Raw genomic sequence first — 24,093 nt, 5'->3', positions numbered from 1 at the left:
CCTGCATCTAGTGGGTATGCGGAACATCGTGGCCAGGCTGTGCATGTCCGAGGACGGCATCGTCGAACGGCCGGAGCAATGGCTGGCGCGTCCGGCGATCGGGCAGCTGATGCCCGAGAACGGCACTGTGCTGTGGGGTCGGCGCACGTTCGAGCGGTACGCCGGTTCGCTCGAGGGTCTCGAACACACCCGGAACCTCGTGGTCGGATCCCGTCCCGTCGTCGCGCACCCCGGCACCGAGATGCTGCAGGGCGACACCCGCCGGGTGCTGTCCGCTCTCAAGGCCGTCCCCGGTGACGACCTGCGCGTGGTCGGCAGCCTGACGCTCGTCCGCTCGCTGCTGCGGTGGCGCCTGCTCGACGAGATCTCCTTGCTCATCCACCCGGTCGCCGCCGGCCGCGGCATGCTGCTGGACCGGAGGCACTTGCAACTGATCTCGATGTGCGCCCGCGACGGCGGCGTACTGGAGGCGAACTACCGCGTGCGCTACGCCGCGACCGCGGCGCCGTCCACGGCACTCGTGTCGAGCGGTCGATGGGGTGGAACCCGGAGCAGGGACAGGGTCGCGAGCACGGTGAGGCCCGCGGTCAGGACCCACGCGTAGCGGACGCCGAACGCCTCGACCACCGCGCCGGCGACGGCGGATCCGATGGCCGAGCCAACCATTCCGCCGCTCTGCGTCCACCCGAAGATCTCTGTGTGCGCGGACGTCGGGGTGAGCGCGCCGACGCGTTCGTAGAGCGCGGCGACCGTCGGCGCGATCATGCAGCCGGCGGCGAACATGCAGATCGCCAGGGCGATCACGGACGACGTCACGAAGATGCAGACGGCGACCAGTGCGGCGAGCAACAGCATCCGTCGCCACACAGCCGACGTACGTCCGCCAGGCAATGCGCCGTTGATCACACCGCCGGTCACGCTGCCGACCGCCGCGACCGTCTCGAGAATGCCGGCAATCAAGCGATTCCCGTGCTCGTCCGCGACGGCGACCATGCCGAGTGACATCGACGCGAACCCCATCACCAGACACGCCCAGGCGAACAGGATCGGCGTACGGTGCGGATGGAACACCAGCTGCCTGGCAGTGGGACGCGGACCGGCCTCCTCGTCGTGCGGTACGCCGGACTGCTGGTTCAGACCGAACCACCAGATCGCTGCCGCCGCCGTGACCGCACAGGCCAGCAGACCGGCCCGTGGACTCGCGAAACTGACCATGACCGCGCCGAGCATCGGACCGAAGACGAACAGCAGCTCCTGCGCTGTGGCGTCCAGTGAGTAGACCGCACGGAGGCGGGAGCCGTGCACGATCCGCGGCCAGTTGGCGCGCAGTGCGGACGTGACTGGCGCGACGAACACACCAGCCAGGGCAGCCGCGACCGGGAGCAGCCGGTACCAGCTGTACGGCAGTAGGGCGAGTACTGCCATCCAGACACCCCAGGCCATCCCAGTGCCGATCACTACCTTGCGGGCGCCCTTGCGGTCCGCCATACGGGACCAGACGACGCTCGCGACCGCCGTACCGACGGAGTAGGCACCTGCGACCACACCGGCCCAGCCGAAGTTGCCGGCCGCGTCCTTGGCCAGGAACGCCAGCGGGACCATCGTCGCCAGCACCGGCAACCGCGCGATCAAGGCCGAGGCGAGTAGCGCCATCACGCCTTGGGTCTTCCAGAGATCGCGGTACGCCGTCAGGTCCATAAGGCTCATTCTTTCCTGACATCGATGTCCGCCGCGTCGGGAATTCTCCCTATCTCCTCTTCACCAAACTGTCGACGGTCTATGCGAACATATGTTCGTGCCAGAACTGCAGGCGGCGACCATCCTGCATGCCGACCTGGACGCGTTCTACGCGTCGGTCGAGCAGCGTGATGACCCGCGCCTGCGCGGCCGGCCGGTGATCGTCGGCGCCGGCGTGGTGCTCGCCTGCAGCTACGAGGCCAAGGCGTTCGGCGTGCGGACGGCGATGAACGGCGGGCAGGCGTTGCGTCGCTGCCCGGGCGCGATCGTGGTCGAGCCGCGAATGTCGGCGTACTCCGAGGCCAGCAAGGCCGTGTTCAACGTGTTCGAGGACACCACACCGCTGGTCGAAGGGCTCTCGATCGACGAGGCGTTCCTGGATGTGGCCGGCCTGCGGAAGATCCGCGGTACGCCGCTGGAGATCGCGCGACGACTCCGCTCGGAGGTGCTGTCGCGGGTCGGGCTGCCGATCACCGTCGGGGTGGCGCGGACGAAGTTCCTGGCCAAGGTGGCGAGCGGGGTCGCGAAGCCGGACGGCCTGCTCGAGGTCGCGCCGGACCGGGAGCTGGAGTTCCTGCATCCGTTGGATGTTTCGCGGTTGTGGGGTGTCGGCGAGGTGACGGCGGAGAAGCTGCGGAATCGCGGGCTGACCAAGGTGGGCGACGTCGCGATGCTGCCCGAGGCGGCGCTGGTCGCGATGCTCGGGCGGGCCTCCGGGCGGCAGCTGCACGCACTCGCGCACAACCGGGACCCGCGTCCGATCGAGGTGGGCCGACGGCGCCGGTCGATCGGATCGCAACGGGCTTTGGGTCGTTCGCCGAAGTCTCCGGCCACGCTGGACGCCGTACTCGCGGGGCTCGTCGATCGGGTCAGTCGCCGGATGCGCTCGGCGGGCCGCTCCGGCCGGACGGTGACACTCCGGCTGCGCTTCGACGACTTCACCCGCGCCACCCGCTCCCACACGTTGCCGCAGGCAACAGATCAGACGCGCGCGATCCTGGTCACTGCCCGCGCCCTCCTGCGCACAGCGCACCCGCTGATCACCGCCCAGGGCATCACCATGATCGGCATCTCCGTCGGCAACCTGGAGAACGAGGCCGCGCTCCAGCTGGCGCTCCCGTTCGACAAGGCCGCCAACAACGAACTCGACTCCGCCCTCGACCAGGTCAAGGACAAGTTCGGCACCAACGCCATCACCCGAGGCATCCTCCTCGGCAAGTCCCAGGGCCTGGAGATGCCGATGCTCCCGGACTAGGTGCTGTCTGGTGATCCAGCGCCGTAGCGAGGAGGTGCTCGGTGCGGTGCATCGGCGTGCGGGGGCGAAGGTCTCGATGCGGAGCATCGTGGCCTTTGCACCCGTGCGGCGAGGTGCCGTGCCGAGTGCCCCGCAGTAGGCGCTGGATCACCAGACAGCACCTAAGACCGCGGGTAGCCGATCTCGGCGATGCCTTCTTTGAGATCGGCCAAGCGGCGCTGGCGGTTGAGCGACGTGACGACGTACTCCGTCAGCGGCATCAGCGCGTACACGTGCCGGACGGCGTCCAGGTCCAGTGCTTGTTCGTAGTAGTCCTCGGCGAACGTCAGGTAGGCCTCGGGCCGGCCGTCCGCGACCAGTTCGAACAGCCAGTCCGCTCCGTCGGCGTCGGCATTCTCCACAGGGCCGCAACGCCAGGCGGCGTCTTCCGTCGTACGCCAGAAACACACCGTCGCCCGCGGCGCCTCATCCCAGAACGCCTTGTCGTCCCGCTGCTCGTGGAATACCTCGGGTACGCCGTCCAGCAGCCCGGGCCAGGGCTGCATCCCGTTCACGTACGGCGACATCGGCGACTCGTGATCGAACCCGTACGCGAACGCCCCGTCCGGCGAGAACACGATCGAGTACTCGTTCCCCGACCCGTCCCGCATCAGGGCAGCTTCCTCGGTCCCGGACCAGCGCGCGTCGAACTCGTAGTACCTGGTCGACGCGTCGTCGTTCAGCACCAGATCGAGCACCGCGAGCGCCCGGCTCACCCGCCGTACGGCCGCCGGCTCGGGCAGCCGCCGAACCAGTTCGAGAACAGACATCGCGTCAGCGGCGCTGGACGGCCTCTTCGGCGACCTCGACGAGCTCACGGTCGGTCGCCTCGGTCTCCGCGTCGTGCGCCGGCTCCAGCCGGTCGTGCGCGATCAGCGACTGGATGGCCCGCAGTACGGCGCTCGCAGCAGCACCCCACGTGGACACGTACGAGAACTGCCACCACCACAGCGCCTCGGTGACCCGGCCCTCCTCGTAGTGCGCGAGGCCGTGCACCAGGTCGGTCGCGATCGCGGTGAGGTCGTCGGAGAGCCGGTTGACGGTGATCTCCGGCGGAGCGGCGTACGGATCGAAGACCTCCGCATACTCGTCCAGGCCCTCGAACAGCACCGCGAGCCGGTCCCGCATCGCGTCCAGGTCCGGGTCCGGGCCGGCGTCGCTCTCGAAGCGCTCCTCCGGCACGAAGTCCTCGAACGCACCCAGCCGGCCGCCGGCGAGCAGCAACTGGCTCACCTCGAGCAGCAGGTACGGCAGCGAGGCGAGGCCCTCGTCGACCCCGTCCTCGTCCGGTTGCGCGGCGATGTCGCGGACCGAGATCAGGAAGCTCCGGACCTGGTCGGCGATCTGTTCGGCGAACTCCTCCAGATCCTCGGAGTCCGTGCTCAGTGCCCGCTCGGCAATATCTGTCGGTTCAGTCATCGATTGATCGTCGCCCTTCAAACGCCCGTCCGAGGGTCACCTCGTCGGCGTACTCGAGGTCACCGCCTACTGGAAGTCCACTAGCCAATCGGGTGACGCGCAACCCCATGGGCCGCAGCAGGCGGCTCAAGTACGTCGCGGTCGCCTCACCTTCGAGGTTCGGATCGGTGGCCAGGATGATCTCGGTCACCTCACCGCTCGCCAGCCGCTGCATGAGCTCCTTGATCCGCAGCTCGTCCGGCCCGATGCCCTCGATCGGCGAGATCGCCCCGCCGAGCACGTGGTACCGGCCGCGGAATTCGCGGGTGCGCTCGATCGCGACCACGTCCTTGGCCTCCTCGACCACACAGATCAGGCTCAGGTCGCGGCGCGGGTCCCGGCAGATCCGGCACTGCGTCTCCTCGGAGACGTTGCCGCAGATCTCGCAGAACTTGACCTTCTCCTTCACCTGCACGAGCACGTGCGCGAGCCGCCGTACGTCGGTCTCGTCGGCCGCGAGCAGGTAGAACGCGATCCGCTGCGCGGACTTCGGACCCACACCGGGCAACCGCCCCAGCTCGTCGATGAGATCCTGAACGGCCCCCTCGTACACGTCAGCCCGGGTTCTGGCCGGGCTCGCCGGCCGGATTCCCCGGGTTCACGAACCCGACGCTGCCGCGGTTGTCGCCACTGGCCGGCTTGTTCTGATCGGGGTCGTCGGTCGGCTCGGCCGCCTCGACGGCGGGCGGGGAGCCGGGCAGGCCGAAACCTGCCGGGGCCGCCGGAGCGTCACCGCCAAATCCGGGGAAGCCGCCGTCACCGCCGAACGCGCCGCCCAGCCCACCGGCCAGCGGTCCCATCGCGGCGGCCGCAGCCTGCTTCGCGTTCTCCGAGGCGTCCCGCACCGCGGCGACGATCAGGTCGGCCAGCGTCTCGGTGTCGTCCGGGTCGACGGCCTCTTTCTTGATGTTCAGGCTGAGCAGCTCGCCCGTGCCGGACACCAGGGCGGTCACCAGACCGCCACCGGCGGATCCTTCGATCTCCTGACCCTCCAGGTCGGCCTGCGCCTCCATCAACTGGTTCTGCATCGCCTGTGCCTGCGCGAGCAGGTTGGACATGTCGAAGCCCCCAGCACCGCCACCGTCGAACACTGCGATCTCCTCGTCCGAACCGCTCAACAACCGGAGCCTCAACACTAGCCGGTCCTCCGGACAACCCCACCCACCCCCAGAAACCGACCAGTCTCCCCACAGTTATCCACAACCCTGTGGACAAACCTGACGGCCAGGGCTCAGCTGGCTCTTCGGATGTTCTGGTGGGGCTTAGTTGGGCTCTTCGGTGATGATCTGGGCGCCGAGGGTTTCGCGGAGCAGGTCGGTGTGCGAACGGGAGTCCTCCTCCAGCACGACGTCGTCCTCCCCGATCGAGTCCGCCTCCTCCTCAGGCGTCAGCGGTACTTCAGGAGCAGCCGCAGCCACATTCGCCGCCAGCCGCGCCTGCTCAGCGGCTACCGCAGCCTCAGCCGCCCGACGCTTACTCCCCGCCTGCTCCCGCCGCTCCGCCGCAGACTGCTGAGCCGGCTGCGCCTGCTGGGGCGGCTGTTGCCGTGCAGGCCGTGCCACCGGCCCGTCCTCCCAAGGATCTTCCGGCGGTACGTCGTACTCAGAATCAGGCGGCTCCTGCAAAGCAACCGCCCCACCCGGCGAGCCACCCACCCCAGCAGCACGCCCAACCGCTCCCGAATCAGCACCACCCGCACCAGCTCCGCCAACTGCCCCCACACCCGAGCCACCTGCGCCCAGACCGCCGGCTCCCACACCGCCGGCTCCCACACCGCCTGCACCGGGACTGCTCACGCCGGGACCACCTGTCCCCGGACCCCCGGGACCGCCAGCACCCGGACCGCCCGTCTCCGGTCCAGCTGCACCAGGTCCACCTGCACCAGGTCCGCCCGCACCGGGTCCGCTCGCCCCCAGTCCGCCTGTACCCGGACCGCCTGCACCTGGACCACCGGCACCGCTCGAGCTTGCGTCGCCTGGATCGGCTGCCGGGCCGCTGGGACCTGCGCCGCCAGGGCCGCCGGAGCCTCCGGGCTGCGGGCCGGAACTACCCGAATGACCAGGTCCCCCGGACTGCGGGCCGGGTCGCCCAGCCGAGCCACCGCCCCCCGCACCGGGGTCGGTCGACGGGTCGACTACGGCCTCAACTCGGCGGTCGACGCCGATGGTGTCGATCATCGCCTGCCGAAGAATCTCGTCGCTTCCGGAACGCGCAAAGCTCTCCCGAGCACCGGCATTCACCAGACCGAGCGTGAGCGTCTGATCGTCGATCGCGATCACCTGAGCGTTCTGACTCAGCATGATCCAAGCGAACCGCCGCTGCGCCTTAACAGCCTCCAAAACCTCAGGCCACAACCGCCGAATATCCCCCAACCCCACAGCCCCAACCCCACCAGCACCCGCCCCACCACCGGCCGCCCCAGCCTGCGCAGATGAACCAGGCTGTGCATGCGAACTGGGCTCTGCAGGTGAACTGCCCTGTGCAGCTGGTTCGTCTCCCCAAGCACCCGTACGCGCTCCACCACCAGAACCCTGCGCCGCGCCCGCGCCACCACCAGCCGCAGCACCCACAGATGCATCACCACCGGACACGCCCGCCGAGTCAGCACCACGCGCACCTGACCCCCCGGTGGCCTGATCGCCGCCACCGTGCCCTGCACCCCCGGCCTGTCCTGCACCACCGGCCTGTCCCGCACCGCCAGCACGCTCCGCACCGCCGCCAGCCGCACCGCCGCCGACCCCGCCCATGCCAGCCGCACCGCTCTCGCCAGTCGTGCTGCGCTGTTCAGCCGTGTTGGCCGGAGCGGCTGCGCCGTCTGGGGTAGCGGGCGTGGCCGCCGCGGCTGGTGAGTCTGGGCGGTTGCCTGCAGTTGCGGCTGCTCGGGCAGCTGCTCTGCTTGTGGCGACAGCGCCCGGCGTACCAGCAGCCGCCTGCGCCGAGTCCGGCGTACCTGCGCCGGCTGCTGCGGCGTCTCCGGGGACTCCGATGGCGAGGCGGCGTTCCATGCGGTCGAGGCGGGCCTGGATGCCGTTCGTGGAGTCGTCGGCACCAGGAAGGAGGACCTTGGCGCAGATCAGCTCGAGCTGCAGCCGAGGAGCGGTCGCCCCGCGCATGTCCAGCAAACCCTCGGCGACGATGTCCGCCGCCCGAGTCAGCTCCGCCGGACCGATCCCCGCGGCCTGCGTCTGCAGGCGCTCAGCCTGATCCTCCGCAGCCTCGATCAACCCTGAGGTCACAGCAGTAGGTACCGCGGACAACACCACGAGGTCCCGCAGCCGCCGCAACAGGTCCTCGGCGAACCGCTTCGGGTCCTGACCGGTTTCGATGACCTTCTCGATCGTCTCGAACACCGCCGCGCTGTCATGCGCCGCGAACCCGTCCACACACGCGTCGAGCAGCGAGTCCGGCGTGAACCCGAGCAGCGCGACCGCCAGCTCGTACGTCACCCCGGCCGGCCCCGCGCCACCGATCAACTGGTCGAGCACGCTCAGCGAGTCACGCACGGACCCGGCGCCGGCCCGCACGACCAGCGGCAGCGCGGCGGGCTCGATCGACACGCCCTCGGACTGGCACAGGGTCGCCATGTAGTCCGCGAGGATCTTCGGCGGCACCAGGCGGAACGGGTAGTGGTGCGTCCGCGACCGGATCGTCCCGATCACCTTGTCGGGCTCGGTGGTAGCGAAGATGAACTTGAGGTGCGGCGGCGGCTCCTCGACGAGCTTCAGCAGGGCGTTGAAGCCCTGCGTGGTCACCATGTGCGCCTCGTCGATGATGTAGATCTTGTAGCGGCTTTCGACCGGCGCGAAGAACGCCCGCTCGCGCAGGTCACGGGCGTCGTCAACACCACCGTGCGACGCCGCGTCGATCTCGATCACGTCGATGCTGCCGGGTCCGCCGCGTGCCAGGTCGGTGCACGACTTGCACACCCCGCACGGCTCGGCGATCGGTCCCTTCTCACAGTTGATCGCCCGGGCGAGGATCCGCGCGCTGGTGGTTTTCCCACACCCGCGCGGCCCGGAGAACAGGTAGGCGTGATTGACCCGGTTGTTACTCAGCGCGTTCCGCAGCGGCGCGGTGACATGGTCCTGCCCGATCACTTGCGCGAACGTGTCCGGGCGATACCGGCGGTACAAGGCAAGGGGCGCTTCCACGCCCGCAACCCTAGCGCCGCCCGCAGACAATTCCCCGCCCCCGCCCTGGTGCGCGTCCTAGGGTGGTCCGGTGGCGACTGGGGATGAGCGGCAGCAGGCGGTGATCAGCCGCGCGGGAGAGGTACTGCGCGGCGACGAGCGGGTCCTCGGGGTGTACCTGATCGGCAGTTACGCGACCGGCGCGGCCGACCGGTTCAGCGATGTCGACGTACATCTGGTGGTCACGGACGACAGCATCGAGTGGTTCGAGAAGCACTGGGACGACGTACTGCGGGAGCTCGCCGGGCCGACTGTGCTGGCGGATCGGATACCAGGGCTGGTCGGCTGGCTCGGGATCACGCCTGACTGGTTGCACGTCGATCTGATCGTGCATCCGCTCGGGTCGTTCGACCGGTTCCAGTACGACGGCGTGCGGGTGCTGTTCGATCGGGACGGGACCCTGTTCCCGGAGGGCGATCTCGCGCCGAAGGGCGGCAAGCCCGGGGAGCCATACTGGCCCGCCGCCACCGTGAACCTCTTCTTCTACTTCCTCGGGAACCTGGTCACGGTCCTCGGGCGGAACGAGCGGATCGTCGCCAACCAGGGCATCGGCGTCGTACGCGACCAGCTCATCGCGCTCATGCTCGCCGAACGCGGCGTACGCCGAAACGGCGGCGCCAAGCGCCTGAACGCGTTCCTGTCCGACGAGCAACGCGCCGCTCTGGAGTCCATCCCGTCCGCCGGCACCGACCCCGCCGAGATCATCGCGGCGAACCAGTACATCTGCCGCCAGTTCATCACCCGCGGCACCGCTCTCGCCGAGCGAACCGGCGGCGAGTGGCCTACCGAATTCGTCGAAGTAACCCTCGCCCACCTCCAGAACCATTTCGGCACCAGCTTCGCCTGATCATCTTCACTGCAAGTGGTAGTTGGCGAACCGGCTGCGGAGGTCTTTCTTCGAGAACTTGCCGACTGACGTCTTCGGGACCTCGTCGATGAACTCGACCGCGTCGGGCAGCCACCACTTCGCCACCAAGGGCTGCAGGTACTCGAGGATCTCCTCGCCTGTCGCGCTCGCGCCCTCCTGAAGGACGACGCACGCGAGCGGCCGCTCGTCCCACTTCGGATGCGGTACGCCGATCACCGCGGCTTCCTTCACCGCGGGATGCGCCATCAACAAGTTCTCCAGCTCGACCGAGCTGATCCACTCACCGCCGGACTTCACCAGGTCCTTGGTCCGGTCAACGATCCGCACCGACCCGTACCGATCGATGGCGGCGACGTCCCCCGTCTTCATCCACCCGTCCTCGGTGTTCAACTGCACCCCGTCGTCCGGCCGGTAGTACTCCGCAGCGATCCACGGCCCGCGCACCTGCAGCTCGCCCGTCACGTCGTCGTCCCACGGCAACGGCGTGATCGAACCGGGCTCCACGATCCGCACCTCGACCCCTGGCAGCGGCAGACCGGCCCGCGCCCGCAGATGCGCCTGCTCCTCCTCGGGAAGGTCCTTGTTCCGCGCGGCAACGTGCGCCGCCGTCGCCACCGGGCTGGTCTCCGTCATCCCCCACGCCTGCAGGATCGGCCGGCCCAACTTCGCACGGAACGCCTCCGACAGTGCCTCCGGTACGGCGGACCCACCGCACGGAATCCTCCGCAGCTTCGGCAACTCCACCCCGTCGAGCAGCGGCAGCAGCCCTTGCCAAATCGTTGGTACGCCGGCCGACAGCGTGACCTCCTGCTCCTGGAGCAGTTTGAGAATCCCCTGCGGGCTCATGTCCGGCCCGGGGAACACCAGTGACGCACCGGCCATCGGCGCCGCATGCGCCAGTCCCCAGGCGTTCGCGTGGAACATCGGCACCACCGGCATCACGGTGTCGGTCTCGGCGAGTCCGATCCCGGCGTTGGTCAGGACACCGATCGAGTGCAGCCAGGTGGACCGGTGCGAGTAGACGACGCCCTTCGGGTTTCCCGTCGTACCGCTCGTGTAACACATCGCGGCCGCCTGGTTCTCGTCCTCGACGTGGAACTCCACCGGCTGGGCCGCGGCTATCAGTTCCTCGTAGTCGTGGAACCGCGGGTCGTCCGGGATCTCCGCCGACGGCGCCCCGGATGGCAGGTCGTCCATCACGACGACATGGCGAACCTCCGGCAGCCGCTCCAGTAACGGCAGGAACAGCCCGAGCAGGGACCGGTCGACGAACACGACCTCGTCCTCGGCATGGTTCGCGATGTACACGACCTGGTCGGGGAAGAGTCTGATGTTCAGCGTGTGCAGCACCCGGCCGGTGCAGGGCGCCGCGAAGTACAGCTCGAGGTGACGGCCCGAGTTCCACGCGAAGGTGGCGACGCGGCCGTCCGGGCTGATCCCGAGCGTGTCCAGCACCCCGCCCAGGCGTCTGGTCCGGTCCGCCCACTCGCCGTACGTCACCTTCGTCGGCGCCGGACCGCCTGTGTAGACGGTCTTGTCCGGGTAGAACTGCTCCGCTCGCCGGAAGATCGTGTCCAGGGACAGCTGGTAATTCTGCATCAGACCCTTCATGCAGACACTGTGCCAGCCGCGATGTCACCTTGACCATGACCTCAACCGGACTTTCTCCGGCACTCATCCGGAACTCTTCCGGAACCGTCGCCTCAGGCAACAGTCAGCTAGACACTCACGACCAACAGATGACATGACACACGTGTCGTGTAATATATCTGCCATGAAGGTTGTCGAGGAGCTTCGTTATCTCGTGCTGGCGATCCAGCGTGAGGGCAACCGCCTGCTCGCCGCGGAGCTGCGCCCGCTCGGCATCACGCCTTCCCAGGCAGAGGTTCTGCGCGTGCTCCGCGACCACGGCCCACTGACGCTCAACGCTCTCGGCGGGCTGCTGGTCTGCGAGACCGGCAACAGCCCGAGCCGTCTCGTCGACCGGCTCGTCGCGCAGGGCCTGGTCAAACGAGGCATCGACAAGATCGACCGGCGTTATCTCGCGCTCAGCCTGACTCCGCAGGGCCGCGCGCTGCACCGCCGCATCATCACCGCGGAGAACAGGCTGCACCGCACCATGGACGATCGTCTCGCCGGCCAGGCGCTCGACGAGACGATCTCGACCCTGCGGTCGCTAGCCGACGCCTTCCCGACCGGGGCTGCCCTGGCCCGTCGTCGGGGTCCCGCACTCGCCCACCAGGAGAACTAGTCATGGAACACGCCACCGAGACCATCCACGCCGGCCAGGCAGCGATCCGGCAGGTGCTGCTGGACGCCCTGGGCCTGCCGGAGTGGAACGAGGCCTTCCTCGCCATCGACGGCCCCCGCGAGACGAACCCAGGGACCCGCTACGCGCTCCGCGTGCGGCCGGGCCTCTCCGGCGAGCTGCAATACACCGTGGTCGAGGCGGACCGCGTCGAGATCGTCTGGCAGGTCCCCGGCTTCCGTGAGGTCGGCACGTGGACCATCGGGGCGGACAGCCGCGTCACCCACACGTTCGAGCAGTCCGGCCCGCTCGCCACCGTCCTCCGCCCGGCGTACCGGAACATCGCCACCATCCGCCTGGCCCGCCTCGCCAACCGCGTCCGCCAGCTGCAGCTCGCCCACACCGCCTGAACCAGGCACGCACTACGCTCCGGTCATGCTGACGGAGGTCCGCGACACCAGGCTGTACGTCGACCAGCGCGGCCGCACCGACGCGCCGCCACTGCTCTTCGTCCACGGCGGCCCCGGGGCGGGCTCGTACGACTTCATGGCGTTCCAGGGCGACCGGCTCGCCCACGACTTCCACCTGATCGGTGTGGACCAGCGCGGCGTGCAGCGGTCCGACCCACTCACCGGTCCGGTCGACGAACACGACCTGATCGCCGACTTCGAGGCACTGCGCGAGCAGCTCGGCATCGAGCAGTGGTCGCTGCTCGGTCATTCGTACGGCGGCCGGCTGGCGCTCCGGTACGCCGTCATGCACCCGGACTCGATCACCCGGGTCGTCTTCGAGAACCCCGCCTGGGACATGGCACTCGCCACCGAGACCCTCGTCCGCGCCGCACTGCCCCTGCTCCCGGGAGCCGAGCTCCCGCCGCACACCGGTCCGGCAACCAAGCAGATGTGGGACGAGCGGATCGCACTGCTCTCACAGCTCGGCGACCGGCGCATGGAGATCTACCTCGGCCCGGACGCTCAGAACCTGCAACTACCCGCCGACACTGAGCTCTCTGACGAGTACCACGAGCGCTCCGGTCACTTCTCCGGAGAGATCACCAAGTCACCCAGCTTCGTCGAGCCCCTCCTGCAGTACCTCGCTCAGCTGACGCAGCCGGCGCTCCTGATCAAGGGCGAGCACGACCCGGCCACGAGCCCGCGGGAGATCGAGCTGTTCCGTTCCGACGTACCGGACGGCACCTATTACTACGCGACCGGCGCCGGGCACTTCCTGCATGCCGAGCAGGCGGACCTCTTCGCTCGACTGGTGACCGAGTTCCTCAGCTGAAGGCGAGGGGGACGGCTCGTTTGTGGGCCGTACGGCGGTGCGTCGCGATGATCGTGCCGACGGCCTTCTCGTCCACGTCGCGGCCCTCGAGGAAGTCGTCGATCTCGTCGTACGTCACGCCCAGCACGGCCTCGTCCGGGACGCCCGGGTTGTTCGTCTCGAGGTCCGCGGTGGGCACCTTGCCGGTGATCTCGGGTGACGCGCCGAGCCACTCGCCGACCGCGCGGACGCGGCGCTTGGAGAGCCCGGACAGCGGCGTCAGGTCGCACGCGCCGTCGCCGTACTTGGTGAAGAAGCCCATCACCGCCTCCGCCGCGTGGTCCGTGCCGACCACCAGACCGCCGCGGGCACCGGCCACGAGGTACTGCGCGACCATGCGCTGACGAGCCTTGATGTTGCCGACGTGGAAGTCCTCACGCTCGCCGAGGCCGGAGTGCCGCACCGCCTCGACCATGGCGTCGGTGGCCGGCTGCACGTCGACCACCAGGGTCTCGTCGGGCTTGATGAACTCGAGCGAGCGCTGGGCGTCCGCCTCGTCGGCCTGCACGCCGTACGGCAGCCGCATCGCGACGAACGTCGCCAGACCGCCCTCCGACCGGACCCGCTCCACCGCGAGCTGGCAGAGGCGGCCCGCCGTGGCGGAGTCGACGCCGCCGCTGATCCCGAGCACGTACGCCGTCGCGCCGGTCCGCCGGAGCCGCTCCGCGAGGAACTCGACTCGCTGCTCGACCTCGTTGTCCACGTCGAACGCCGCGGGCACACCGAGCTCCGCGATGATCAGTTCCTGCAGGTAACGGCTCTCGGGGTTCATCGGGCTCCTCTGTCTCGGGAGGACAAGCCTAAACAGTGCCCGGACATAAGGATTCCCCGCGCACCCGGAAGAGCTCACTTACCCTTGCTGCCTTCCGGCCCTGGGGGGATTGGGCGAGATACCGCCACGCGGGGAACCAGCCACGAGTGTACGGGATCCCATCACCACGTCCGAAATCCACCGGCGAATTCGCCGGCCTCTGAGCTCTCAGCGAACAGGGGTGCGCGGCTCGGTCGTGAGGGTCAAGCTTGTTGGGTGACGGATCATCAATTCGGCCCCTTCGGCATTACGACCGGGCTCGACAGCAGTGCGGAGTCCATCGCGGCGGCTCGCGCGGCCGAGGAGCTCGGATACCCGGCGATCTGGCTGTCCGGCGGGCCGTTGCCCGGGCTGCAGACCATCACCGATCTGGTCGGCGCGACGACGGCGATCAAGTTCGTCAGCGGGATCCTGGCGGTGGTGAAGTACAGCGCGGTCGACGTGAGTACGACGTACGCCCAGCTGGAGGCATCCGCCCCAGGACGATTCACGGTCGGTCTGGGCGGGGCGCACGGCGCCAAACCGATCGCCACGCTCAACGCGTACCTGGACGAGCTGGACGTACCTGTGGAGCACCGGGTGCTCGCTGCGCTCGGTCCGCGGATGCTGAAGCTCGCCGCGGAGCGGTCAGCCGGGGCGTACCCGTTCCTGACCAGTGCGGCGTACTCCGCTGAGGCGCGCAAGGTCCTGGGTCCGGACAAGCTCCTTGCCGTCAGCCACCTCGTCATACTGGAGACAGACGCGGACAAGGCTCGGGCGATCGCGCGGGACACCATCAGCTTCTTTACGACGATCCCTGGGTACATGAGCTCGCTGAAGCGACAGGGGTTCAGTGAAAACGACCTGTCCTCGCTGCCTGACCACATGATCGATTCACTCGCCGCCTGGGGCACACCAACGGACATCAAGGCCAAGCTGACCGAGCACTTGGACGCCGGCGCGGACCATGTCGCGGTCAACGTGATCACCGGAGTCACAGGACTTCAGCCGATCGAGCAGTGGCGGGCGCTAGCTCCCGCGCTTCTCGGGTAGCTGCTTCTCGTACAGTCGGGCGTTCGACTCGAGCTTGTCGTAGCGGTACGGGCGTACCTCACCAGTCGCCTAGAACCCCTGCCGCTGCCAGAAACCGGTAGCGACCTGTGCATTCGTGTCCACCACGGCCAGCCGCATGGTCCGGATCTCAGGCCAGGTGGTCTCGACGTACCGCTGGACGAGCTCGTACGTCGTTCTGCCGTAGCCGCGGCTCTGGTGGTTCCAGTGCACCTCGAGGAGACCGATGAACGCGGTGTGCTCGTTCGGGAAGCCCCTGAGCAGATCGACTACCGCAACGAGGTCTCGCCCAGCGAACGCCCCCAGCACGATCTTCGCGTCCTCAGCCAGCCCTTCCGGCCGCATCATCAACAGACTCTGCGCATCCGATTCCCCAGGCGGATACCCGGTGATCCGCTCCGTATACCCCGGATCCGACTCGATCAGCTCCTGCAGCCCATCCACGTCCTGCACGTCGATCGCCCGCAACAACAGCTCCTCCATACCGCCGACCCTAGATGAGCAGGCCGATCACCAGCAGGAGAATTAGCGCGGCTGCGATCACCAGGCCTGCGCGCTTGGTCCCGAAGCGCCTGAGCGCAATAGCCAACGGTCCGATCGGTTTCATCGTCGCTCCAGTCGTCTCTTCGCTTGATAGGTGAACCAGAGGTAGGCAAGCGCTGCTGGCACGAACGGCAAGCCAAGGCGGCCGTGCCCGGCGAGCACGAGTCCGATCGCCAGGAGCACCGCGAAGCCGGAGGCGATCCAGCCGGCGATCACCCGGTCCTTGGCGAACAGGTGACCACGCCGACGAAGTACGTAGACCGCTCTGCCCATCACGAGCAGCCCCACGAGCACGAGACCTGCAAAGCCGACCTGTGTCCGTACCGGCAGCCCGTCCTCCGTCAGCCAGAGCACCCCGACCAGTGCGACCACAGCCCCCGCACCGCACAGCTGCACCACCGACCGGACGCGTCGCCGCAGCGAGAGCGTGTCGTGCAGCCCCGCGATGGTTTCCTCTGCCGAGATCACGACCCCGCCTCCTCTCTCAACAGCCGACGTGCTCGGTGCAGACGAGACTTGACGGTCCCCACCGGTACACCGAGCACCTCTGCGCATTCCTCCAAGCTGAGGTCCTCCAGATGGAACAGCACCAGCACCTCCCGCTCCATCACAGGCACACCGCCGAGCAACCGCCGTACGTCGACCCGCTCGACCACGTGATCCGCCGGGTCGGGCTCCTGATCCACGTCGACCTGCGGCTGCTCGACGTACCGCTGCCTCAGCTGGTTGACCACACTGCGCCGGGCGATGGTGAAGAGCCACGCCGCGAACCGCTCCGGCTCCTTGAGCCGCGGCAGCCCGCGTACGACGGCCAGCCACACCTCCTGCGACACGTCATCGGCCAGGTCGCTCCGCCCGAGCATGTGCCGCACGTACCCCCAGACCGCCTCATGCCACCCCCGAACCAGCTCCGCAACCGCCTCCCGGTCCCCCACCTGAGCCCGCACCACCACACCCACCCAAGCCGACTCCACGCGCCACCTCCCTCACCCCCACAGTCGCGCCGACGCCCCCTGAGGTTCACGCCCGATTTCGGATTCCCGCGCGCCCTCGGTATTCTCTCCGCTTGGAGGATTCGCCTAGAGGCCTAGGGCGCACGCTTGGAAAGCGTGTTGGGGGCAACCCCTCACGAGTTCGAATCTCGTATCCTCCGCCACTCCCCCCAGAGTGAAGAAACCGCAGGTCAGACCATGGTTTCGGACTCCGGAGGCACGAACGACAGAGGGGCCGGACGCTGAGCGTCCGGCCCCTCTGCATGTCCCCATGGTCTCAACAAACCCTCTCAGGCCGTTCTGGACTTGGCCGCAGGGCGGTGGGACGCTGGCCGCACGGGTGCACCTGCGTCGCGCCGCGGGAGATTGGTTCGGGAGAGTTAGCGGCGCGTGAGTCGAGTACCCAGGGGGACGGCCAGATGACATGCAGATCGCAGGTCGGCCTCCTTGTCGTGGTCGGACTCATGTTGCTTGCAGCCTGCGGCGGCGAGGACTCCAAGACCACCGCGCAGCCCACGCCGTCCGAGACCCCGTACGTCGGCTATCCGAACTCGATCGTCGTACTGGGTCATTCCGGCGCAACCGGCCAAAACTCGGATCCACAGCAACCGGGCGTCCCGGTGAGGGAGAACTCGTGGGCAACAGGCGCCAATCCCGCGGTCAAGAGCGTGTACCTGAGGATCCTGGCCGAGAACCCCGGGATTGAAGGGCACAACGTCAACCTCGCCGAAAACGGCGCCTCCGTCGCACGGCTCGTCGACCAGGCGCAGCAGGCCGTCGCGTTGAAGCCCAAGCCCGACCTCGTCGTCATCCAGATCATGGACAACGACCTCGTCTGCCCGGCAACGGCACCGGACTATGACGCCTTCCGATCGACGTTCGTCTCAGCGCTCGCCGTGCTGGCAAAGGGCGCACCCGCCTCGTCCATCTTCGTCGTCAGCCAGTTCGGAAGCCCCACAACCCAATGGAGGACGTACACGCCCGGCGAACGCGCGTCGCTGGGCGGCACCGGGGAGTGCGATTTCCTCGACCCCGCCGGCCGACTCGTGCCGGACAAACTCGCCGAACTCGAGGAGGCGATCCACGGCTACGAGGGGCAACTCGCCGCCGGTTGCCAGCAATTCGCCCGCTGCAGGTACGACGAGGGCGCGTTCGGCGCGATCATCGACAAGCGAGAGTACATCTCGAACGACTTGAACCACTTCTCGATCGCGGGTCACGCCCAGGCTGCAGCGACGGCCTGGGACGCAATGAAGCGTGCAGGCCTGCTCGCCCCCTAGAGGTCGCCGGGGGTGATGAGGCCGGTTTCGTAGGCGAGGACTACGGCTTGGGAGCGGTCTCGGAGGGTTAGTTTGGCGAAGATTCGGGCTACGTGCGTTTTGACGGTCGCTTCGCTGAGGGTGAGGGCGGTGGCTATCTCGGCGTTGGAGAGGCCTTGGCCCATCAGAGTGAGGACTTCGAGTTCGCGGGGCGTGAGGTTGGACAGGTCGCGGTGAATGGCGGGCTGTGGCGCTGCGGGGGTGGCGAAGCGTTCGACGAGGCGGCGGGTGATGGAGGGCGACAGGAGGGCGTCGCCGGTGGTGACGAGGCGGACGGCTGCGGCCAGGTGTTCGGGGGTCACGTCCTTGAGGAGGAAGCCGCTGGCGCCGGCGGCCAGCGCGGCGTACACGTAGCTGTCCAGGTCGAACGTGGTGAGGATCAGGACGCGGCAGTCGGTCGGGGTGGCCAGGATGCGGCGGGTGGCTTCCAGGCCGTCCATGGTGGGCATGCGGATGTCCATGAGGACGACGTCCGGGTGCAGGCGTCGTACGGCGTCCACTGCTTCGGCGCCGTCCGCGGCCTCGCCGACGACCTCGATGCCGCGGGCGGTGAGGATCATCCGGAAGCCGGTGCGTACTAGGGCTTGGTCGTCCGCGATCACCACGCGCGTAGTCACGGGCGCTCCAGCGGGAGCTTGGCGCGGACGCGGAAGCCGCCCCCGAGGCGCCGGCGGGCGTCGAGTTGGCCGCCGTACACGCCGACGCGTTGCTTGAGGCCGAGAAGTCCGCGGCCGTCCCCGTCGACGACCGCCGGACGACCGCCACCCGTCAGGACGCTCGGGCCGGAGTTGAGGACTTCAACCCGCAAGGCGTGAGGGGCGTAGCGGACGGTCACCTCGGCCTTGACGCCGTCGCCGTGCTTGAGGGCGTTGGTGAGCGCCTCCTGGATGATGCGGTACGCCGTGACGTCGACGCCGGTCGGCAACGGGTACGGGTGTCCGGAGATCCGTACCTCGACAGGGAGACCGGCGAACGCGATGCGGTCGATCAGCTCGCTCAGACGCGTCAGACTCGGCTGAGGCGACAAGGCGTCGTCCTCGACCCCATCTGCTTTGGGCGCGAGTACACCGAGCAGATGGCGCAGCTCAGCCATGGTGTCGCGACCTGCGGCTTCTACCGCGAGTAGAGCTGCCTCCGCCTCGTCCAGTGAGGTTGCCAGCACCTGCCGCGCCGCACCGGTCTGGATGACCATGACACTGACGTTGTGGCTCACGATGTCGTGCAGGTCGTGCGCTATCCGCGCCCGCTCGGCGTCGACGGCGTTCCGCGCCGCTGTCTCCCGTTCGCGCTCCAGCAACCACCCGCGCTCTTCCAGCGCGCGACCATAAACACGCCGAGCCCGAACATAGGCGAGCGCGAGCACACCGGCAACCACCGCCAGCAGCACCACAAGGAACCACATCACGAGCCCCACTGTCCCAAGCCGCTCCCCCAAGCGCATCATCCGACAGGCGCACGCCGTACATCTCCAGGATGACAGCGCGCGGACATTACGCCGGCAGGGTGACGTCAACGGTCGCCTGCCGGCCCTAGCGTGAGCAGCATGACGGAGGACAACGGACAGGCGGTCGTACAGCTCACCGCCGTACGCAAGGAGTACGGCGAATCCGCCGCACTCGATGGAGTGTCGCTGGAGATCCACGCCGGTGAGGCAGTCGCGGTGATGGGACCGTCCGGCAGCGGCAAGTCGACCCTGCTCAGCATGGTCGCCGGACTGGACCGGCCGACGTCAGGGTCCGTCGTGGTGCACGGCGACGACCTGGGCACGCTGGACGAGAAAGGGCTGGCGCTGTTCCGGCGCCGACGGATCGGGATGATCTTCCAGTTCTTCAACCTGCTGGACGACCTGTCCGCGCTCGACAACGTCGCACTGGCGGCACAGCTCACCGGTACGTCGGCCGCACACGCACGGAAGCGTGCACTCGAGCTGTTCGAGGAGCTGGGCATAGCCGGTCGCCGCAACACCTACCCCTCGCAACTGAGTGGTGGCGAGCGGCAACGAGTCGCCGTCGCCCGCGCGCTCATGAACCGCCCGGCCATCCTTCTCGCCGACGAGCCGACAGGTGCTCTCGACACCCGTGCCGGCGAGCAGGTGATGGACCTGCTCCTGGACCTCAACCAGATCGGCCAGACGCTCCTGCTGGTGACACACGACCAGCAACTCGCGACACGCTGCGCCAGTCGGGTCATCGACTTCGTCGACGGGCAGATCGCCGGCGAACGCAGCCTGGAGCGTACGGCGTGAGCGCGGTCTGGCCTGTAGCGCGGGCAGCCGTACGACGGCGCCGCGTGCAGACCGTGGTGATCGCAGTCGTCGTACTGCTCTCCACCACGATGATCGTCGTCGCACTAGGCCTGCTAGCCGCGTCGAGCGGTCCGTTCGACCGCGCGTACGCAAAGCAGAGCGGTGCGCAGCTGACTGCGTCGTACGACCGCACCAAGGTGACTGACGCGCAGCTGACAGAGGCGGCGCGGAGTGCGGCGGCTGTCGGCGGGCCGTTCCCGCAGGCGACGCTTGAGCTCGCTCAGCCCCAGATGATGGGGTCACTGGTGACTGTGGGGCGTGCGGACCCCGGTGGCGCCGTCGACCGGCTCAACGTGTGGAAAGGCCGCTGGGCGACCAAGCCCGGCGAGATCGTGCTCAACCGGAACCCGACCGAGTCCAGCGGGCGCGGTGCTCCGCAGCTGAACGGGACATTGGCTACCGGCGGTCAGACGCTCACCATCGTCGGGTTCGCGTACAGCGTGAGTCAGTCGGCCGATGCGTGGGTCACGCCCGAGCAGCTGAACGCACTGCACCCGACGTCGACGCAGATGCTCTACCGCTTCACCCAGGCCGCCACCAATGCCGAGGTCACGGCTGGGCAGAAGGCTGTGACGGCAGGACTGCCCAGCGACGCCCTTCTCGGTACGCAGTCGTACCTGGCATTGCGGGCGCTGACAGCGGGTCAGCCGAACACGTTCGTACCGTTCCTGATGGTGTTCGGGTGGCTAGGGCTCGCTGTCGCCGTACTGATTGTGGCGAACGTCGTCAGCGGTGCAGTGGTCGCAGGGTTCAAACACATCGGTGTGCTGAAGTCACTGGGGTTCACGCCCACTCAGGTGATGACGGTGTACCTCGGGATGATCTCGATCCCTGCTGTCGTCGGGTGCGCCGGCGGTGTTGTCCTAGGCAACGTACTCGCCACCTCCTTACTGACAAGGGCTTTCGAGAACTACGGCGCCGGCGGGACCAGCGTCCCGATCTGGGTCGACGTAGCCACGCTGCTCGGCGTACCTGCGCTCGTTGCACTCTCCGCGTTCCTGCCGGCGCTGAGGGCCCGGAGCCTGTCAGCGGCACAGGCGATCAGTGCCGGGAGCGCACCGCGAGCTGGAAGAGGGCTACGGGTACAGCGGTGGCTGAGCGGGACCCGGCTGCCCCGGTCGGTCAGTCTGGGGCTGGGACTGCCGTTCGCTCGTCCTGGGCGTACGGCGTTGACGCTGGCAGCTGTCGTGCTCGGCGTCACCAGCGTGACGTTGGCCGTGGGGCTGGGGAAGTCGCTGACGACGTACCAGACCGCAGCCAGCAGAGCAGGCGCTGTTGACCTGACGATCTTCGCTGGTCCGAACGGCTCCGGGCCAGAAGGACCGAACGCGCCACCTGGTGCGAAACTGACCGATGCTGAGGACGAGGCCGTACTGCGTTCTGCGCCTGGCGTCACGTCGGTAGCGGCGATGGCTGACCTGGAGATGCGGCTGGCTGGTACGCAGGCAGATCTCCGCGTGTCGTTCTACCGCGGGGACTTCGACAAGATCGGCTACCGGATGCTCGACGGGCGCTGGTTCGACGGTCCGGGACAGGTGGTGGTGTCGGAACGCTTCCTGAAGCAACGCGGTCTGGCCGTCGGCGACACCATCACACTGCAGTCGAAAGACAAGAGAGTACGGGCGCAGATCGTCGGGAAGGCGATGTACAACTCCGGCGACGAGGTGCTGTCCAACTGGGCGACACTCGCGCTGATCGCACCTGACCTGCGCGCGAACATCTACGAGATCAACGTGAAGCCCGGGACGGACCTGGACGCGGTCGTCAGCGCTGTGCAGGCGAAGGACTCCGGGTTGGAGGAGGCGGAGGGTCAGGACGCCGGCACCTTCGTGGCCGTTGTACTCGCGACCGTCGTACTGCTCACGCTGATGCTCGGGACCGTCGCGGCGCTCGGTGTGTTCAACACCGTCGTACTCAACACCCGCGAACGCCGCCGCGACCTGGGCATGCTCAAGTCGATCGGTATGACGCCCGCACAGGTCACCCTGATGGTCGTGACGTCGATGATCGCGCTAGGAGCCGTCGGTGGCCTGCTAGGCATCCCGATCGGCATCATCGCCCACCGCCTGGTCGTCCCGGCGATGGCCAACGGAGCCCAGATCGAACTCCCCGACTTCATGCTCCACGTCTACCCCGCCGGCCTCCTCGCCCTCCTGGTCCTCGCGGGCATTCTCATCTCCGCCGCCGGCGCCTACTTCCCCGCCCGCACGGCCGCCCGAACCACCATCGCCGAGGTCCTCCACAACGAGTGAAATGCGCTTGCCTGCAGGCAACTGGTCGGGCTGACTGTGTGTATGGACGAGGTGGTGGCGGGTAACCGGGCCGTGTGGGAGCGGGCTTCCACGAAGCATGTTCGGGAGTACGACGAACTGCTCGAGGAGGCTCGTGGGGAGGGCCGGTTGTTCGCTCGGGAGCGGGAGTTGCTGGCTCCCGTCCTGGCGGAGGGGCCCGTGGTGGTGCACTTCCAGAGCGGGCATGGGCTGGACGACGTGGCGCTGGTGAAAGCCGGGGCCAAGAGCGTTGTGGGCGTGGACTACAGCTCCGTGGCGGCCGGCGCGGCGCAGCGGCGGGCGCAGGATGTAGGGGTGGCCTGTCGGTACGTCGTGGCCGAGGTCCCCGGCGTACCGGTGCGAGACGCGTCCGTCGACCTCGTGTACACGGGCAAGGGCGCACTGATCTGGATGCGCGACATCGACGCATGGGCGCGCGACGCCGCGCGCCTGGTGCGGCCGGGCGGGCACCTCTTCGTGTACGAGGGCCACCCGGCCGTACCGCTCTGGACCTGGGACCAGGACAAGCCTCGGATCCGGCCGGACCGGAGCTACTTCGCCGAGTCGCACATCAACGACACGTTCCCGGGCAACGGCGCCCAGGAGTGGCAGTGGACACTCGGCCAGATCGTCACCGCGATCACCAGAGCCGGCCTACACCTCCAGGTCCTCGAGGAGTACGCCGAACCGTTCTGGCGCCCGCAGGACGACACAACCGCTGCAGCGTGGTCCGGCCGACTCCCCAACTCCTACGCCCTGTTGGCGCAGAAGCCCTTATAGATAAGGCAGGAGTGCGGCCTCTTCGCGGTCCAGGTGGGCGTTGAGGTGAGCGATCAGCTCGTCCACCTGGGCCAGGACGTTTGCATCGACCAACTGCTCGAGCTCGGCGAGTAGCACTGCGATCTGGTCGTGCTCCTTCTGTAGTACGGCGATCACATCGGCCAGCTCGGGATGCTGCTCGACGAGGGCCGGGAACAACGCGGTCGATTCGCCGGTGTGGTGATAGTGCAAGCCCTGGCACATGGTCAGGCAGTTGATGCGGAGCTGCGCGCCCAGCGTCCCGGACGTCGCGATCTCGTGCCGAATCAAGACCAGCTCGCGCCGGAACGCGGTGTGGATGGTCTTCAATACTTCGGCGAAAGACCCGCCGCCGTGTACAGGCGGCCCAGGTTGCTGGACGAGCGCCACAACCGGAATCGTCCGCGTCGTCTGCTTCTGGTACTCGTCCCACCCCGGTTCGGCCTCGACGAGTCGGGCGAAAACCTCGTCGCGCTCAGCGCCACGCAGTACGACGGCCGTTGCCGGATAGTCGAAGAGTCCGAGGTCGACGCTGACCTCCGGATTCGCGAGCAGGTTGTGGTACCAGTCCGGGTGCTTCGGACTGCCGCCGGCCGAGCCGACGACGAGGACACGGTCACCGTCCGGGTAGTACCCGAGGATCGCGGTGCGCGCCTGCCCGGTCCGCGCGCCGGTGGTTGTCAGGAGCAACAACCTGGAGTTCTCGAAAGGACCGCCGACCCGGCCGTCGTTCGCCGTGAACTCCGCAATGAGTTGTGCAGTGAAATCGTTCAGGATTCGCTTCTCTCTGGTGTCGTGAAAAAGGGATTCGCAGACATCAGAGAAGCGGGCGGGGCCCGCGCGGCGCTCAGAACGCAGCCGGGGACCCAACTCGGTAATGGCTAGAA

The 24,093-nt window shown here is 68.1% G+C and carries 24 protein-coding genes, 1 tRNA gene, 1 other RNA gene and 1 pseudogene; 12 read left to right on the top strand and 15 right to left on the bottom strand.

Annotated elements, in window-relative coordinates; all coding sequences use genetic code 11:
* Positions 1–16 precede the first annotated feature (16 nt).
* Positions 17–604, top strand: coding sequence for a dihydrofolate reductase family protein (locus ACLJOO_RS20745; protein ID WP_410788858.1), 588 nt, complete (start codon positions 17–19; stop codon positions 602–604).
* Here ACLJOO_RS20745 and ACLJOO_RS20740 read toward each other — a convergent pair.
* A complete protein-coding gene (locus ACLJOO_RS20740; protein ID WP_410788857.1) occupies positions 487–1,698 on the bottom strand; it encodes an MFS transporter in 1,212 nt (403 codons plus the stop codon). The genes ACLJOO_RS20745 and ACLJOO_RS20740 overlap by 118 nt on opposite strands.
* 91 nt (positions 1,699–1,789) lie before the next feature.
* On the opposite strand from ACLJOO_RS20740, the gene dinB reads away from it, so the two are divergent.
* Positions 1,790–2,992 (top strand): DNA polymerase IV, encoded by a 1,203-nt coding sequence (gene dinB, locus ACLJOO_RS20735; protein WP_410788855.1) that lies wholly within the window; start codon positions 1,790–1,792, stop codon positions 2,990–2,992.
* Between the two features lie 161 nt (positions 2,993–3,153).
* Here the strand turns inward: dinB and ACLJOO_RS20730 are convergent, their stop codons facing one another.
* The 5 genes and pseudogenes from ACLJOO_RS20730 to ACLJOO_RS20710 all read right to left on the bottom strand — a co-directional run.
* Complete coding sequence (locus ACLJOO_RS20730; protein WP_410788854.1) at positions 3,154–3,801, bottom strand: hypothetical protein; 648 nt, start codon at positions 3,799–3,801, stop codon at positions 3,154–3,156.
* Positions 3,802–3,805: 4 nt separating this feature from the next.
* Positions 3,806–4,450, bottom strand: a complete 645-nt coding sequence (locus ACLJOO_RS20725; protein ID WP_410788853.1) for a DUF5063 domain-containing protein — start codon at positions 4,448–4,450, stop codon at positions 3,806–3,808.
* Positions 4,443–5,042 (bottom strand): recombination mediator RecR, encoded by a 600-nt coding sequence (gene recR, locus ACLJOO_RS20720; protein WP_410788852.1) that lies wholly within the window; start codon positions 5,040–5,042, stop codon positions 4,443–4,445. The genes ACLJOO_RS20725 and recR overlap by 8 nt, the downstream gene beginning before the upstream one ends.
* A 1-nt stretch (position 5,043) precedes the next feature.
* Positions 5,044–5,607 carry a YbaB/EbfC family nucleoid-associated protein gene (locus tag ACLJOO_RS20715; protein ID WP_410788851.1) on the bottom strand — a complete coding sequence of 188 codons (564 nt, stop codon included), beginning with the start codon at positions 5,605–5,607 and terminating at the stop codon, positions 5,044–5,046.
* Positions 5,608–6,678: 1,071 nt separating this feature from the next.
* Positions 6,679–8,640, bottom strand: a pseudogene (locus tag ACLJOO_RS20710) (DNA polymerase III subunit gamma and tau); the annotation flags it as partial.
* A gap of 70 nt (positions 8,641–8,710) precedes the next feature.
* Between ACLJOO_RS20710 and ACLJOO_RS20705 the strand changes: the two are divergent.
* Positions 8,711–9,526, top strand: a complete 816-nt coding sequence (locus ACLJOO_RS20705; RefSeq protein WP_410788850.1) for an aminoglycoside 6-adenylyltransferase — start codon at positions 8,711–8,713, stop codon at positions 9,524–9,526.
* Between the two features lie 6 nt (positions 9,527–9,532).
* Here the strand turns inward: ACLJOO_RS20705 and ACLJOO_RS20700 are convergent, their stop codons facing one another.
* A complete protein-coding gene (locus ACLJOO_RS20700; RefSeq protein ID WP_410788848.1) occupies positions 9,533–11,158 on the bottom strand; it encodes a long-chain fatty acid--CoA ligase in 1,626 nt (541 codons plus the stop codon).
* A gap of 163 nt (positions 11,159–11,321) precedes the next feature.
* Here ACLJOO_RS20700 and ACLJOO_RS20695 point away from each other — a divergent pair, with 163 nt between their 5' ends.
* The 3 genes from ACLJOO_RS20695 to ACLJOO_RS20685 are packed head-to-tail and all read left to right on the top strand — an operon-like array spanning position 11,322 to position 13,079.
* Complete coding sequence (locus ACLJOO_RS20695) at positions 11,322–11,798, top strand: MarR family winged helix-turn-helix transcriptional regulator (protein WP_130386907.1); 477 nt, start codon at positions 11,322–11,324, stop codon at positions 11,796–11,798.
* A 2-nt stretch (positions 11,799–11,800) separates the two neighbouring features.
* Positions 11,801–12,205, top strand: coding sequence for an SRPBCC family protein (locus ACLJOO_RS20690; protein ID WP_410788847.1), 405 nt, complete (start codon positions 11,801–11,803; stop codon positions 12,203–12,205).
* A 25-nt stretch (positions 12,206–12,230) separates the two neighbouring features.
* A complete protein-coding gene (locus tag ACLJOO_RS20685) occupies positions 12,231–13,079 on the top strand; it encodes an alpha/beta fold hydrolase (RefSeq protein WP_410788846.1) in 849 nt (282 codons plus the stop codon).
* Here the strand turns inward: ACLJOO_RS20685 and nadE are convergent.
* Together nadE and ffs are read right to left on the bottom strand one after the other, a co-directional pair.
* On the bottom strand, positions 13,072–13,890 hold the full coding sequence (gene nadE, locus ACLJOO_RS20680) for an ammonia-dependent NAD(+) synthetase (RefSeq protein ID WP_410788845.1): 819 nt from the start codon (positions 13,888–13,890) through the stop codon (positions 13,072–13,074). The genes ACLJOO_RS20685 and nadE overlap by 8 nt on opposite strands.
* Before the next feature lie 44 nt (positions 13,891–13,934).
* An RNA gene (gene ffs / locus ACLJOO_RS20675) (signal recognition particle sRNA small type) lies at positions 13,935–14,031 on the bottom strand.
* Positions 14,032–14,145: 114 nt separating this feature from the next.
* Here ffs and ACLJOO_RS20670 point away from each other — a divergent pair.
* A complete protein-coding gene (locus tag ACLJOO_RS20670; protein WP_410788844.1) occupies positions 14,146–14,961 on the top strand; it encodes a TIGR03620 family F420-dependent LLM class oxidoreductase in 816 nt (271 codons plus the stop codon).
* A 69-nt stretch (positions 14,962–15,030) separates the two neighbouring features.
* Here ACLJOO_RS20670 and ACLJOO_RS20665 read toward each other — a convergent pair whose 3' ends face one another.
* From ACLJOO_RS20665 to ACLJOO_RS20655, 3 genes are all read right to left on the bottom strand, one after another.
* A complete protein-coding gene (locus ACLJOO_RS20665) occupies positions 15,031–15,462 on the bottom strand; it encodes a GNAT family N-acetyltransferase (protein ID WP_410788842.1) in 432 nt (143 codons plus the stop codon).
* Positions 15,463–15,582: 120 nt separating this feature from the next.
* Complete coding sequence (locus ACLJOO_RS20660; RefSeq protein ID WP_410788841.1) at positions 15,583–15,990, bottom strand: hypothetical protein; 408 nt, start codon at positions 15,988–15,990, stop codon at positions 15,583–15,585.
* Complete coding sequence (locus tag ACLJOO_RS20655; RefSeq protein WP_410788840.1) at positions 15,987–16,496, bottom strand: RNA polymerase sigma factor; 510 nt, start codon at positions 16,494–16,496, stop codon at positions 15,987–15,989. The genes ACLJOO_RS20660 and ACLJOO_RS20655 overlap by 4 nt, the downstream gene beginning before the upstream one ends.
* Before the next feature lie 94 nt (positions 16,497–16,590).
* On the opposite strand from ACLJOO_RS20655, the gene ACLJOO_RS20650 reads away from it, so the two are divergent.
* Together ACLJOO_RS20650 and ACLJOO_RS20645 are read left to right on the top strand one after the other, a co-directional pair.
* Positions 16,591–16,678 (top strand) — tRNA-Ser (locus ACLJOO_RS20650).
* Positions 16,679–16,933: 255 nt separating this feature from the next.
* Complete coding sequence (locus ACLJOO_RS20645; protein ID WP_410788839.1) at positions 16,934–17,794, top strand: SGNH/GDSL hydrolase family protein; 861 nt, start codon at positions 16,934–16,936, stop codon at positions 17,792–17,794.
* Here ACLJOO_RS20645 and ACLJOO_RS20640 read toward each other — a convergent pair.
* Complete coding sequence (locus ACLJOO_RS20640) at positions 17,791–18,450, bottom strand: response regulator (RefSeq protein ID WP_410788838.1); 660 nt, start codon at positions 18,448–18,450, stop codon at positions 17,791–17,793. The genes ACLJOO_RS20645 and ACLJOO_RS20640 overlap by 4 nt on opposite strands.
* A complete protein-coding gene (locus ACLJOO_RS20635; RefSeq protein WP_410789942.1) occupies positions 18,447–19,235 on the bottom strand; it encodes a sensor histidine kinase in 789 nt (262 codons plus the stop codon). Before ACLJOO_RS20635 ends, ACLJOO_RS20640 begins: the two co-directional genes overlap by 4 nt.
* A 141-nt stretch (positions 19,236–19,376) precedes the next feature.
* On the opposite strand from ACLJOO_RS20635, the gene ACLJOO_RS20630 reads away from it, so the two are divergent.
* From ACLJOO_RS20630 to ACLJOO_RS20620, 3 genes are read left to right on the top strand one after another with little or no spacing between them, the layout of a single operon-like run.
* A complete protein-coding gene (locus tag ACLJOO_RS20630) occupies positions 19,377–20,078 on the top strand; it encodes an ABC transporter ATP-binding protein (RefSeq protein WP_410788837.1) in 702 nt (233 codons plus the stop codon).
* Entirely contained in the window at positions 20,075–22,390 is a 2,316-nt protein-coding gene (locus ACLJOO_RS20625) for an FtsX-like permease family protein (protein WP_410788836.1), read from the top strand. Before ACLJOO_RS20630 ends, ACLJOO_RS20625 begins: the two co-directional genes overlap by 4 nt.
* 42 nt (positions 22,391–22,432) lie before the next feature.
* Positions 22,433–23,188: a class I SAM-dependent methyltransferase gene (locus ACLJOO_RS20620; protein ID WP_410788835.1), complete on the top strand. Its 756-nt coding sequence runs from the start codon at positions 22,433–22,435 to the stop codon at positions 23,186–23,188.
* On the opposite strand, the gene ACLJOO_RS20615 is transcribed toward ACLJOO_RS20620, so the two are convergent.
* The gene (locus tag ACLJOO_RS20615; RefSeq protein WP_410789941.1) at positions 23,183–23,956 is read right to left on the bottom strand and encodes a nitroreductase/quinone reductase family protein; all 774 of its coding nucleotides are present in this window, start codon (positions 23,954–23,956) and stop codon (positions 23,183–23,185) included. The genes ACLJOO_RS20620 and ACLJOO_RS20615 overlap by 6 nt on opposite strands.
* Positions 23,957–24,093 lie beyond the last annotated feature (137 nt).

It is taken from the genome of Kribbella sp. C-35, assembly GCF_046549195.1.
Taxonomy (GTDB): Bacteria; Actinomycetota; Actinomycetes; order Propionibacteriales; family Kribbellaceae; genus Kribbella.
This window is presented reverse-complemented; position numbering and strand designations above follow the sequence as displayed.

Coding starts and splice junctions, on each gene's coding strand:
- ACLJOO_RS20725 (WP_410788853.1), bottom strand. CDS start 4,450: ATGACTGAACCGACAGATATTGCCGAGCGGGCACTGAGCACGGACTCC.
- ACLJOO_RS20730 (WP_410788854.1), bottom strand. CDS start 3,801: ATGTCTGTTCTCGAACTGGTTCGGCGGCTGCCCGAGCCGGCGGCCGTA.
- ACLJOO_RS20690 (WP_410788847.1), top strand. CDS start 11,801: ATGGAACACGCCACCGAGACCATCCACGCCGGCCAGGCAGCGATCCGG.
- ACLJOO_RS20645 (WP_410788839.1), top strand. CDS start 16,934: ATGACATGCAGATCGCAGGTCGGCCTCCTTGTCGTGGTCGGACTCATG.
- ACLJOO_RS20700 (WP_410788848.1), bottom strand. CDS start 11,158: ATGAAGGGTCTGATGCAGAATTACCAGCTGTCCCTGGACACGATCTTC.
- ACLJOO_RS20685 (WP_410788846.1), top strand. CDS start 12,231: ATGCTGACGGAGGTCCGCGACACCAGGCTGTACGTCGACCAGCGCGGC.
- ACLJOO_RS20635 (WP_410789942.1), bottom strand. CDS start 19,235: ATGTGGTTCCTTGTGGTGCTGCTGGCGGTGGTTGCCGGTGTGCTCGCG.
- ACLJOO_RS20740 (WP_410788857.1), bottom strand. CDS start 1,698: ATGGACCTGACGGCGTACCGCGATCTCTGGAAGACCCAAGGCGTGATG.
- ACLJOO_RS20745 (WP_410788858.1), top strand. CDS start 17: ATGCGGAACATCGTGGCCAGGCTGTGCATGTCCGAGGACGGCATCGTC.
- dinB (WP_410788855.1), top strand. CDS start 1,790: ATGTTCGTGCCAGAACTGCAGGCGGCGACCATCCTGCATGCCGACCTG.
- ACLJOO_RS20665 (WP_410788842.1), bottom strand. CDS start 15,462: ATGGAGGAGCTGTTGTTGCGGGCGATCGACGTGCAGGACGTGGATGGG.
- ACLJOO_RS20620 (WP_410788835.1), top strand. CDS start 22,433: ATGGACGAGGTGGTGGCGGGTAACCGGGCCGTGTGGGAGCGGGCTTCC.
- ACLJOO_RS20695 (WP_130386907.1), top strand. CDS start 11,322: ATGAAGGTTGTCGAGGAGCTTCGTTATCTCGTGCTGGCGATCCAGCGT.
- ACLJOO_RS20630 (WP_410788837.1), top strand. CDS start 19,377: ATGACGGAGGACAACGGACAGGCGGTCGTACAGCTCACCGCCGTACGC.
- nadE (WP_410788845.1), bottom strand. CDS start 13,890: ATGAACCCCGAGAGCCGTTACCTGCAGGAACTGATCATCGCGGAGCTC.